Source organism: Micromonospora sp. NPDC003241 (assembly GCF_053589795.1).
This window is the reverse complement of sequence record NZ_JBSFSO010000027.1, coordinates 17,492-28,101: the sequence shown is the minus strand read 5'-3', so window position 1 is coordinate 28,101 and position 10,610 is coordinate 17,492. Positions and strand designations below refer to the sequence as shown.

Here is a 10,610-nt window from a genome sequence, read left to right as displayed (position 1 = left end):
ACAAATCCACCCACTGCCAGCGCAGCGGGGCGGGACGTCGACCGGGTAGGGTCGGCCGGTGGTCGTGTCTCGGTTGAGCAGGGCAGAGGCGCGGCAGATCGCGGTGTACGCGCAACTACTCGCGGCACCGCGCCCGACCGATCTGGTGGCGGTCGTCGAGCGCCTGACGTTCCTCCAGATCGACCCGACGGCGGCCATCGCGCCGAGCGCGGACCTGGTGCTGTGGAGCCGGATCGGCCCGACCTACGATCCCGCCGACCTGATCCGGGCGGTCGAGACCGATCGGACCCTCGTGGAGACGGTCGCCTACATCCGGTCACCCCGAGACCTGCCCGCCATGATCGCCGAGACCCGCGGTGCCGAGATGCACCCGACCATCCGGGAGTGGCTGCACGGCAACGAGTCGTTCCGCCGCGACATCCTGGCGTTGCTGGCGGAGTCGGGTCCGCTGCTCTCCCGGGACATCCCCGACACCAGTGTCGTGCCGTGGCCGTCGTCGGGTTGGACCAACAACCGCAACGTGACGAAGATGCTCGAATCCCTGGCGCTGCACGGACACATCGCGATCTCCGGCCGCCGGGGCCGGCAGCGCTACTGGGATCTCCCCACCCGGGTCTACGCCGCCGAGCTGCCCGAACTCGATCACGACGTCGCGGTCCGGCTCCGCAACGAACGCCGACTCGCGGCCCTCGGCATCGCCCGGTCCACCGGCCCGCAGATCCCGGGTGAGTCGCCGTACGTCGGTGACGCGGGTGAGGAGATCGTGGTGGAGGGCGTGCCGGGCACCTGGCGGGTCCACCCGGCGTACGTCGGGCTGCCGTTCGAGGGCCGCACGGCGTTGCTCTCACCCTTCGACCGGCTGATCCACGACCGGGTACGCACCGAGCAACTCTTCGACTTCGAGTACATCCTGGAGATGTACAAGCCCAGGGAGAAGCGCCGCTGGGGCTACTTCGCCCTGCCCGTCCTCCACCACGACCGGCTCGTCGGCAAGCTGGACGCGACCGCCGACCGCAAGAGCGGCAGAATCGTGGTCAACGCCGTCCACGAAGACGTCCCGTTCACCGCCGCGATGACCGCCGACGTCCACGCCGAGATCGAGAGCCTCGCCGCCTGGCTCGGACTCACCATCGACGACTAAGTGTCGTACTCGCCGAGATCCCACGGTGGGTAGAACGCCATGTAGTCGCCGGGCTCGACGATGACCCACCAGGTGTCGTCGTCCTCCTCCGGCGCGCGGGGGATCAGCCCGAAGGTGGTGCCGTACCGGTCGACCGAGAAGGGTTCGACCTCGATGCGGTCGAAGGTGACGGTGCCCAACTCGGCCAACCGGGCCTCGTACGCCGTCCGCCTCGCCTCGCGGTCCATCAGCGCCCTCGGACCGAAGGCGTCGATCCTCGCCTCCAGGAACCGGCCGTCGGCATCGAAGAGGTAGAGGGCGACGAACTCCTGGCCGTCGTCGTTGCCGTGGGTGCCGGGCTCGAACGGGGTGGTGAGGAAGAACTGCCGGCCGTCGCCGGTCCGTCCCACGTGCTCGGCGTGGTAGTCGTCATGGTCGATGGCCAGGCGGGTCGGTGGTCCGGCGTCCATCCGGCGGTCCTCTCGCGTCCACGGGTGAGCCGCAGCGGTCACCCCGGCCACATCATGGCCTCAGGGTGCGACACGGTCGCCGAACCGACCGGACGACGAGGTCGACGTCCGGCCGGTGCGGCAGCTTCTATGCTGCGGCTCATGCGCATCGTGTTCGTCGCAGCGCCACTGCAGGGCCACGTCCTGCCACTGATCCCGCTCGCGGCGGCCTGTCGCGACGCCGGCCACGAGGTGATCGTGGCGAGCGGGGGCTTCCCACCCGATCTCCGTGGTCTGCGCACGGCCGACATCGGAGCCTCCTTCAGCCTGCCGCGAAGCGCGATCCGGGTCGCGCTACGCCATCCGGGCATCGCTCGCGCCGAGCTGCGCGGCACGGCCGGCCACGCCATGGTCGGCGAACTCTTCGGTCGTGCCAACGTGGCACTGGTCGATCCGCTGTTGGCCCTGGCCGAGCGGGAACGCCCGGACCTGATCGTCTACGAGCCGCTGGGCGAGGCCGGTGCCATCGTGGCCGGACGACTCTCCATCCCGTCGGTGCTCCAGGAGAACACCCTCTGGTCGGCCACCGACCTGTTTCGGGCGGTGACCACCAGCACGGCGCTGGCCGAGCAGGAGATCCCCGGCCCCGAGCTGACCATCGCCGTCACGCCGCCGAGCCTCCGCGACGCCCCGACCGGGAAGGTGGTCATGATGCGGCCGGTTCCCTTCTCGGGCGGTGGGCCGGTCCCGGACTGGCTGCTCACCTCCGGCGACCGGCCCCGCATCCTGGTCAGCCGCAGCACCCTGAAGGGCCCGAACGACGGTGACCCCGGCCCCGCGATCGTCAGGGTGGCCGCACAGGTCGACGCCGAGTTCGTGCTCGTACGCCCGGTGAGCACGCGCCACCTGCCGCCCAACGTGCGGGCAGTCGACCGCGTACCCCTCGACCGGGTGCTGCCGACGGCGGCGGCCTTCGTCCACCACTCCGGCGCGGGCAGCGTGCTCGGCGGCCTGGCTGCGGGCGTACCCCAACTGACCACCCCCGGAGCGGGCGATCGCAGATACAACGCCGACCTGCTGGCCCGGCGGGGTGCCGGACTGGCCGTCGAGGCGAAGGCGATCAGCGCGGCCGACCTGACTCGGCTGCTGACCGACGAGGCACTGCGCGTCGCCGCGCAGCAGGTCGCGGCGGAGATCGCCGCGATGCCCGCGCCGACCGCAGTGGTCCCCGTGCTGGAGGAGATCGCCGGTAGCTGACAGATCCCGGACCGTCTATGGATTCGGGTCCGCTGACGGCTCACAATCTGTTGTGGACTGTCGCGTGGCCCTGACGTAGCCGGCTCGGGCGGCAGGGGAGACAGCGAGCGGGCCGCCGACCACCGTCCATCACACCGGCGACAACGGGAGGCCACCGTGGCGTACCCCCGGCACCCCGGCGAGGCGGGCGACCCGCCGTCGCATCCCTTCGCCGTTCCAGGGCCGGCGGCGGCGTACCCCGGCATGCCACCGCCGGGGTCCCACAAGAACCAGAACGTGGTGCTGTGGATCGTCGGGGCTGTCGTTTGCCTACTGCTCCTGTGCTGCGGGATCGGCGTGGGCGGCGTGCTGCTGTACACCTTCCGGTCGAACCAGGTCGCGGACAGCACCGCGAGCCCGCCGACGACGCCGCAGACGTCCACCGCCGCGCCGACGACCACACCGCCCTCCACGGCTCCCGCGCCCGCCCTGCCCGACACCTTCGAGACGATCACCGAGCGGCAGTGGAGACGAGTGGCCGAGCGGCCGGACGATCACACCGGCCGGAGGTTGGTCGTGTACGGCCAGATCACCCAGTTCGACGATGCCACGGGTGAGGACAGGTTCCTCGCGATGGTGGGCGCACGGAGAACGACCGACGACGGTGGCTACGACACGAACACGATGCTGTACGGCGATCCGAAGGTGCTCGGCGACATCGCTGCGAATGACGAGTTCCAGGCGAAGGTGACGGTGTTGAAGGCGTACACGTACCAGTCGTTGGTGGGTCCTACCAAGGTGCCGCTGCTGCTGGTGCACTCGTTACGGGTGTTGTAGCCGACCGAGGGGCGTGGCGGTCACCTCGGTCCCGTCGCGGAGGTGCTCCGCCGCAGTGACCGGATGACGAGGCGTTCGATGTCGGACCAGGTGGGGGTGGCATGCCCGTAGCCGGGGACCGGGCGGCGCTGCGGCCCGAAGAAGTACTGGTGGGCGACGGCGCCCCGGATGGCGGAGTGCACCTCGGGGTGGTCGTCGACGAAGTGGGTGAGGCCGAGGTCGAGACAGTGTCCCCGCTTGTCGGCCCGGGCACGACAGAACCGGACCCGGTCTCCGTCGACCCCCGTACGCCGGTGGAAGTCGTGGGCGTCGAGCCAGCGCAGCGTACGGGCCTGGATGCGCGGGCCGCACTTGGAGACCAGCCAGACCTGTCCGTCGAAGCGGGGAACGAGACGGGCGATCGTGTCGAGGGCGCCGGGCACCTCCGGGGTGGCCAGCATGGTGGTCTCGTCGCCGGTGAAGAAGGCGGTGTCGCCTCTGCCGGGGTGGCGGGGGCCGTCGATGACGACTCGGCCGATGTCGATGCCGAGCCGGGGCACATGATCGTTCATGCCACCCAGGATGCGGGCCCGGGAGGCGGGGCAGAACTATCGATCGGTGAGCCTCCTATAGTCGTACGTTATGAACGGGCGGGACCTGCTGGAATCCGACGCACTGCGGTCGTTCGCGGTCTTCGCCGAGCACCGCAACTTCACCGCCGCCGCTGCGGCGCTGCATATCAGCCAGCCCTCGCTCCACGTGAAGATCCGTAAACTGGCCACCGCGCTCGGGGTGGACCTCTACGAGCGGGACGGCCGTCGGCTGACCCTCACCGCCGCCGGTGAACGCCTCGCCGCGTACGCGTCGGACACCCGCCGCCGCACCGACGAGTTCCTGCGGGAACTGCACCAGGACGCCACACCCACCATGACCATCGCCGCCGGCCGGGGCACGCTGCGCTGGGTGATCGCCGAGCCGATCCGGCAGATCGGCCGCCAGGGCCGCCGGGTCCACGTGATCACCGCCGACCGGGACGCCGCCCTCGCCGCGATCTCCGCCGGTCGTGCCGACCTCGCCGTGGTCGCGCACGATCCACCGGGACGGCAGTACGAGTCGACGCAGATCGCCGCGTACCGGCAGGTGCTCGTGATCGACGACGGGCACCCGCTGGCCGAGCGGCAGCAGGTCCGACTCCGTGACCTCGACGGGCTGGACCTCGTCGTCCCCCCGGCCGGGCGCGCACACCGGCGGGCGCTGGACCGTGCGCTGCTCGACGCGGGCGTCACCTGGCAGGTCGCCGCCGAGGTCGACGGCTGGGACCTGCTCGTGCACCTGTCGGCGCTCGGCGTCGGCGCCACCGTCGTCAACGGTTGCGTGGAACTCCCCGACGGGCTGCGCGCCGTCCCCGTGCACGGTCTGCCGAGGATCCGCTACTGGGCGGCCTGGCGCCCACCACGCGAGCCGGTCGTGCGGGACCTGCTCGACCGGCTCGGGCCACGACCGTGACCGACCGAACCACCGCGGCCAGCAAGTTCCTGGCGTACGTGCTGCGTCACCAGCCCGCCGCCGTCGGGATCACCCTCGACTCCGCCGGATGGGTGGACGTGCAGGTGCTGCTCGCCGCACTGGCTCGCCACGGTCGGCGCATCGACGGTGCGCTGCTGGCCCGGCTGACCGGCGACACCGACAAACAACGGTTCGAGGTCCGCGACGGGCGGATCCGGGCGGCCCAGGGCCACACCGTCCCGGTCGACCTGCGCCTGACGCCGGTGCCGCCCCCGCCGCTGCTCTACCACGGCACCGTCGCCCGCTTCCTGCCCGGCATCCGCGCCGACGGGCTCCGGCCGCGCGGTCGTACCCACGTGCACCTCTCCGGCGACCGGCGGACCGCCGTCACGGTCGGGGCCCGGCGCGGCGAGCCGGTGGTCCTCACCGTCGACGCCGCCGGCATGCGGGAGACCGGCCACCTGTTCTACCGAGCCGCCAGCGGCGTCTGGCTCACCGCCCACGTCCCACCCGACCGGATCACGGTCCTCGGATGACGCGGTACGCCGGTGCGGAGGACCGTGACGGGTCCGGCAGAATCGGCGGGTGCCCGTCCACCTGATCACCGACCCGGACGACGAGCGGATCGGCGACTACCGTGCGCTGACCGACGTCGAGCTGCGGACCCGCTGGGAGCCACCGCACGGCCTGTTCATCGCCGAGGGGGAGCTGGTGCTGCGCCGGGCGTTGCGGGCCGGGTACCCGGCCCGGTCGTACCTGGTCGACGCCAAGCGGGTCGACCAGCTCGCCGACCTGGACACCGGTGACGCCCCGGTCTACGCCGCCACCCAGGACGTGCTGCGCGAGGCCACCGGATTCCACGTGCACCGGGGGGTCCTCGCGTCGTTCCGGCGCACGCCGCTGCCGAGCGCCGCCGAGGTGCTCGCCACCGCCCGCCGGGTGGTGATCCTGGAAGACGTGAACAACCATACGAATCTCGGGGCGATTTTTCGGGCGGTCGCCGCGCTCGGGGTGGACGCGGTGCTGCTCTCGCCGTCCTGCGCCGACCCGCTCTACCGGCGCAGCGTACGGGTGAGCATGGGCGAGGTCTTCGCCGTGCCGTACGCGAAGCTGGAGCCCTGGCCGGCGGCGCTGGACGAGGTGCGGGCCGCCGGGTTCACCGTGCTGGCGATGACGCCGGCCCCGGACGCGGTGCCGATCCAGCGGCTCGCGCCGGAGCAGCGGGCCCGTGCCGCGCTGCTGCTCGGCGCGGAGGGTGCCGGGTTGACGTCGGCGGCGATGGCGGCCAGCGACGTCCGGGTGGTGATCCCGATGCGGCGGGGCGTGGACTCCCTCAACGTCGCCGCCGCCACCGCCGTGGCCTGCTGGGAGTTGGGCCGCGACGACGTCTGACCGTCGAGGTCCGGGTCGATCTGCGGGTACCGTGTCGCCCGTGTTCCCTACCGTCCGTGAGGTCCTCGCGCTGGACCCGGTCCGCCACGGTGCGCCGCGTCTGGTCGCCGGGGAGGCGGGGCTGGACCGGCCGGTGCGCTGGGTGCACGTGGCCGAGGTGCCGGACATCGCCACCCTGCTGCGGGGCGGCGAGCTGGTGCTGACCACCGGCATCGGACTGCCCGGCGAGGACGCCGGGCTGCGGGCGTTCATCGGGGACCTCGCCGGGGTCGGCGTCTCCGGGCTGGTGGTCGAGCTGGGCCGTCGGTATCACACCGGGGTGCCCCGGGTGATGGCCGCCGCCGCCGAACGGCACGGGCTGCCGCTGGTGGAGTTGCGCCGGGCTACCCCGTTCGTCCGGGTCACCGAGGCGGTGCACGGACTGATCGTGGACGCGCAACTCACCGAGTTGCGGGCGGCGGAGGAGATCCACCAGCGGTTCACCGAGCTGTCGGTGGAGGGTGCCGACCCGGGCGAGGTGGTCCGGCAGGCCGCCGAGCTGTCCGGCTGCCCGGTGGTGCTGGAGAACCTGTCCCGGCAGGTGCTCGCGTACGACCCGGCGCGGGAGAACGCCGAACTGCTGCTCGACGGGTGGGAGCAGCATTCGCGGCGGATCCGGCCGGCCGGGCGGACGGTCTACGACCCGGACAGTGGCTGGCTGGTGACCATGGTCGGCGCGCGGGGGGAGGACTGGGGGCGGCTGCTGCTGCGCTGGCCGGGCGGGGGCGAGTGGAACTCGGCGCGGGACGCGGTGACCGGCGGGCTCTCGCCGCCGACGCGGTTGACCATCCTGGTCGAGCGGGCCGCGTCGACGCTGGCGTTGGGCCGGCTGATCCGGCGGGACGCCGAAGGGCTGGAACGGCAGATCCACCGCACCCTGCTCACCGCGTTGCTGGACCGTTCCCGCCCGGTGGACGAGGTGGCCCTGCGGGCCCGGGGGCTCGGGCTGGTGTTGGAACGTCGGCACCTGGTCGGGGTGGTGGTCCGGCATCGGGCCGACGACCCGGAGAGCGGCCCCAGCGGCACCGGCAACGGCGGAGACCCCGGCCCGGCCCGGCTGCGAGACCTGGCCGAGGCGGTCGGCCAGGCGGTGCGGGAGGCGAACCTGACCGGGCTGACCAGCGCTGTGGACGACCAGGCGGTGGGGACACTGCTGGCCCTGCCCGACCCGGCGGCGGAGGATCGGGCGCTGGCCTCGTTCGCCGCAGCCCTGCGCCGAACCCGACCCGAGCCCCGACCTGCCGACCCGGCGTCGACCCGGGCGGCCGGAGGCGGGCGAGGGGCCGAGCCGGGTCGGGCGGCCGGAGGGCTCATCATCGCGGCCGGGTCGGGGGTGGGCAGCCTGCGGGAGGCGGGTCGGTCACTGATCGAGGCCCGGCAGGTCGCCGAGGCCGCCCGCAACGACCGGCGGGACCTGCCGATCTTCCGGCTGCCGCACGTCGGGCTCGCCGGGCTGCTGCACCTGCTGCGCGACGAGCCGCGCCTGCAGACGTTCGTCGAGCGCGAGCTGGGTGCCTTGCTGGCGTACGACGCCCAGCACCCGCGGGAGCAACTGCTCGGCACCCTGCGGGCGTACCTTGAGCAGGGCCGCAACAAGTCGGCGGCGGCCAGCGCGGCGCACCTGTCCCGCCCGGCGTTCTACGAGCGGCTGGCCCGCATCGGCCGGATCCTCGACGTCGACCTCGACTCCGTGGACGCCTGCCTCTCCCTGCACGTCGCACTCCTAGCCCTGACCGCCATCCGCCCCTCCTGACCCCCACCCCGCCCCACCGCACCCCCACCTCCCGGCCGCGTTGATCAAGAGGTTCGGGTCAGATTCTGCCCGGCAGCAGTCCCAAACTTCTTGATCAACGGCGTGGGGGTGGGGGTGGGGGTGGGGGTGGGGGGTCCACCCTGATCTCCACCCTGGGGCGGTGCCGGTCCACCCGGTGCGGTTCGTAGCGTTCCGGGACATGACCGAGCGGAACCACGGCAGAACCACACCCCGGACCGAGCGTCACGGCACCGTCGTACGGGCCGCGAACTATCTGCTGGCCGGCGACGGCAAGGGCAACCGGAGCACCCGGCTGGCCGGAGCCGTCATCGAGCGGGTGATCGAGAAGGAGGGCGGCCGGATGACCGGTCGGGTGATCGTGGCGATTCTGGTGGTACTCGGCGTGGTGGGGCTCGCGTTCGTCGCCTACCGTCTGCTGGTGCTGGACCTGATCCTGACCCTGGTGCGGGAACGCGAGTGATCGTGGGCGGAGGACTGCGGCGGGCGACCCGCCGGGGCGTACGGCTGCTGCGGGCCGACGACCCGGAGACCGGCTGGCTGGTGCGGATCGTGCTCAGCGCGCTGCTGGCCTGGGCGTGGCTGTACCTGACGCCGCCGGGTGCCGGAGTGCGGCCGGTGCTCGCCGCCGCCCTCGCCTGCTGGGTGCTGTTCCTGGTGGCCGACCGCCGGTGGCCCCGGCTCGCCCGAGGTGCGTTGGCCCTGGTCACGCTCTCGGCGTCCACCGTCGCCGGGGTGCCGGACGACGCCTCGGCGCTGATCTTCGTGTATGCGGGACTGTTCACGTTCGTGCTGCTGCCCCGGATGCCGATGGCGGCCATCCTGGCTCTCACCGGCGGGGTGATCGCGGTGCTGTCGGTCGTCCTCTGGTTCTCCGGACGGGGACCGACGGCGATGCTGACCCAGCCGGCGTTGATCGCCGTGCTGGTGCTGTTCAGCCTGCACCGGCGCGAGTACCGGCTGCGGGCCGAGCAGACCGCGTTGCTGCTGGAGCAGACTTCGCGTACCCAGCAGGCCCAGGCCCGGGCGGCGGCGCTGGACGAGCGGACCCGGATCGCCCGGGAACTGCACGACGTGCTGGCGCACTCGCTGGGTGCGCTGGGTGTGCAGTTGGCGGTCGCGGAGGCGCAACTGGGCGAGCAGGGCGACGTCGTGGGCGCGACCGAGCGGATCCGCCGGGCCCGGCGGCTGGCCAACGACGGCCTGACCGAGGCCCGGGCGGCGGTGGCCGCGCTGCGTACCGACGTGCCGCCGCTGCCACGTGCCCTCGGTGACATGGTGGCCGGGTTCCGTGCCGACCATGCGGCGACGATCACGCTGCGGACCGAGGGCAGTCCTCGGGACCTGCCGTCGGGGGCGGAGGTGTCGTTGCTGCGTACCGTCCGGGAGGCGCTGACCAACGCGGCCCGGCACGCCCCGGGTGCTCCGGTCAGCGTGGCTCTGGACTATCGCGGGCCGCGCACCCGGCTGATCGTGGACAACCCGGCCCCGGACCCGGCCGCCACCCGACCCGGACCGGGCGGGCACGGGCTGACCGGGGCGCGGGAGAGGATCGCGCTGGTCGGTGGCACCCTGGAGGCGGGCGTCGTCGACGGCGCATGGCGTGTGACGGCGGAGGTGCCGGCATGAGCGACGCGGTGCTGCGGGTGGTGGTCGTCGACGATCAGCAACTGGTCCGGGAGGGGCTGACCGCCCTGCTGGAACTCACCGACGGAGTGACGGTGGTCGGGGCGGCCGGCGACGGCGCGCGGGCCCTCGACCTCGTCGCCGAACACCGGCCGGACGTGGTCCTGATGGACCTGCGGATGCCGGTGCTGGACGGCATCGCCGCGACCGCCCAGGTCCGGGAGCACTTCCCGGAGGTGGCGGTGGTGGTGCTGACCACGTACGCCGACGACGAGTCGATCGCCGGGGCGCTCGCGGCCGGGGCGTGCGGCTATCTGACCAAGGACGCCGGGCGGGCCGAGATCGGGATGGCGTTGCGCGCGGCGGCGACCGGGCACGGGTTGTTCGATCCGGTGGTGTCCGCCCGGCTGGTCGAGGCGATGGCCCGGCCGGCGCAGGTGGTGCCGGACCGGCTGCCGGACGGGTTGACCCAGCGGGAGGCCGAGGTGCTCGGCCAGCTCGCGTCGGGGCGGACCAATGCCGAGATCGCGGCGGCCCTGTTCGTCGCCGAGACGACGATCAAGACACACACCAACAACGCGTTCGCCAAGATCGGTGCGCGAAACCGCACCGAGGCGGCGGCGTACGCGATCCGGCACCGGCTCGCCTGACGCCC

The 10,610-nt window shown here is 72.9% G+C and carries 12 protein-coding genes; 10 read left to right on the top strand and 2 right to left on the bottom strand.

Annotation, left to right across the window (positions count from 1 at the left end; genetic code table 11):
* Positions 1 to 58 precede the first annotated feature (58 nt).
* Entirely contained in the window at positions 59 to 1,141 is a 1,083-nt protein-coding gene (locus ACWDVW_RS20755; RefSeq protein WP_449951309.1) for a DNA glycosylase AlkZ-like family protein, read from the top strand.
* Here ACWDVW_RS20755 and ACWDVW_RS20750 read toward each other — a convergent pair.
* Positions 1,138 to 1,590: a hypothetical protein gene (locus tag ACWDVW_RS20750; protein WP_396743158.1), complete on the bottom strand. Its 453-nt coding sequence runs from the start codon at positions 1,588 to 1,590 to the stop codon at positions 1,138 to 1,140. The genes ACWDVW_RS20755 and ACWDVW_RS20750 overlap by 4 nt on opposite strands.
* A gap of 141 nt (positions 1,591 to 1,731) precedes the next feature.
* On the opposite strand from ACWDVW_RS20750, the gene ACWDVW_RS20745 reads away from it, so the two are divergent.
* A complete protein-coding gene (locus tag ACWDVW_RS20745; RefSeq protein ID WP_449951306.1) occupies positions 1,732 to 2,826 on the top strand; it encodes a glycosyltransferase in 1,095 nt (364 codons plus the stop codon).
* 156 nt (positions 2,827 to 2,982) lie between these two features.
* Positions 2,983 to 3,642, top strand: coding sequence for a hypothetical protein (locus ACWDVW_RS20740; RefSeq protein ID WP_449951303.1), 660 nt, complete (start codon positions 2,983 to 2,985; stop codon positions 3,640 to 3,642).
* A 20-nt stretch (positions 3,643 to 3,662) separates the two neighbouring features.
* Here the strand turns inward: ACWDVW_RS20740 and ACWDVW_RS20735 are convergent, their stop codons facing one another.
* The gene (locus tag ACWDVW_RS20735) at positions 3,663 to 4,193 is read right to left on the bottom strand and encodes a hypothetical protein (RefSeq protein WP_449951301.1); all 531 of its coding nucleotides are present in this window, start codon (positions 4,191 to 4,193) and stop codon (positions 3,663 to 3,665) included.
* 70 nt (positions 4,194 to 4,263) lie between these two features.
* Between ACWDVW_RS20735 and ACWDVW_RS20730 the strand changes: the two genes are divergently transcribed.
* The 7 genes from ACWDVW_RS20730 to ACWDVW_RS20700 all read left to right on the top strand — a co-directional run bounded on the left by ACWDVW_RS20730 (position 4,264) and on the right by ACWDVW_RS20700 (position 10,605).
* On the top strand, positions 4,264 to 5,127 hold the full coding sequence (locus ACWDVW_RS20730) for a LysR family transcriptional regulator (RefSeq protein WP_449951298.1): 864 nt from the start codon (positions 4,264 to 4,266) through the stop codon (positions 5,125 to 5,127).
* Entirely contained in the window at positions 5,124 to 5,663 is a 540-nt protein-coding gene (locus ACWDVW_RS20725; protein ID WP_449951296.1) for an RNA 2'-phosphotransferase, read from the top strand. Before ACWDVW_RS20730 ends, ACWDVW_RS20725 begins: the two co-directional genes overlap by 4 nt.
* A gap of 49 nt (positions 5,664 to 5,712) precedes the next feature.
* A complete protein-coding gene (locus ACWDVW_RS20720) occupies positions 5,713 to 6,519 on the top strand; it encodes a TrmH family RNA methyltransferase (protein WP_449951294.1) in 807 nt (268 codons plus the stop codon).
* Positions 6,520 to 6,559: 40 nt separating this feature from the next.
* Positions 6,560 to 8,311, top strand: coding sequence for a PucR family transcriptional regulator (locus ACWDVW_RS20715; RefSeq protein ID WP_449951292.1), 1,752 nt, complete (start codon positions 6,560 to 6,562; stop codon positions 8,309 to 8,311).
* A gap of 199 nt (positions 8,312 to 8,510) precedes the next feature.
* Positions 8,511 to 8,792 (top strand): hypothetical protein, encoded by a 282-nt coding sequence (locus ACWDVW_RS20710; protein ID WP_449951290.1) that lies wholly within the window; start codon positions 8,511 to 8,513, stop codon positions 8,790 to 8,792.
* Positions 8,789 to 9,958, top strand: coding sequence for a sensor histidine kinase (locus ACWDVW_RS20705; RefSeq protein WP_449951287.1), 1,170 nt, complete (start codon positions 8,789 to 8,791; stop codon positions 9,956 to 9,958). The genes ACWDVW_RS20710 and ACWDVW_RS20705 overlap by 4 nt, the downstream gene beginning before the upstream one ends.
* Positions 9,955 to 10,605, top strand: coding sequence for a response regulator (locus tag ACWDVW_RS20700; RefSeq protein WP_449951284.1), 651 nt, complete (start codon positions 9,955 to 9,957; stop codon positions 10,603 to 10,605). Before ACWDVW_RS20705 ends, ACWDVW_RS20700 begins: the two co-directional genes overlap by 4 nt.
* Positions 10,606 to 10,610: the final 5 nt, after the last annotated feature.

Coding starts and splice junctions, on each gene's coding strand:
- ACWDVW_RS20735 (WP_449951301.1), bottom strand. CDS start 4,193: ATGAACGATCATGTGCCCCGGCTCGGCATCGACATCGGCCGAGTCGTC.
- ACWDVW_RS20700 (WP_449951284.1), top strand. CDS start 9,955: ATGAGCGACGCGGTGCTGCGGGTGGTGGTCGTCGACGATCAGCAACTG.
- ACWDVW_RS20745 (WP_449951306.1), top strand. CDS start 1,732: ATGCGCATCGTGTTCGTCGCAGCGCCACTGCAGGGCCACGTCCTGCCA.
- ACWDVW_RS20730 (WP_449951298.1), top strand. CDS start 4,264: ATGAACGGGCGGGACCTGCTGGAATCCGACGCACTGCGGTCGTTCGCG.
- ACWDVW_RS20710 (WP_449951290.1), top strand. CDS start 8,511: ATGACCGAGCGGAACCACGGCAGAACCACACCCCGGACCGAGCGTCAC.
- ACWDVW_RS20750 (WP_396743158.1), bottom strand. CDS start 1,590: ATGGACGCCGGACCACCGACCCGCCTGGCCATCGACCATGACGACTAC.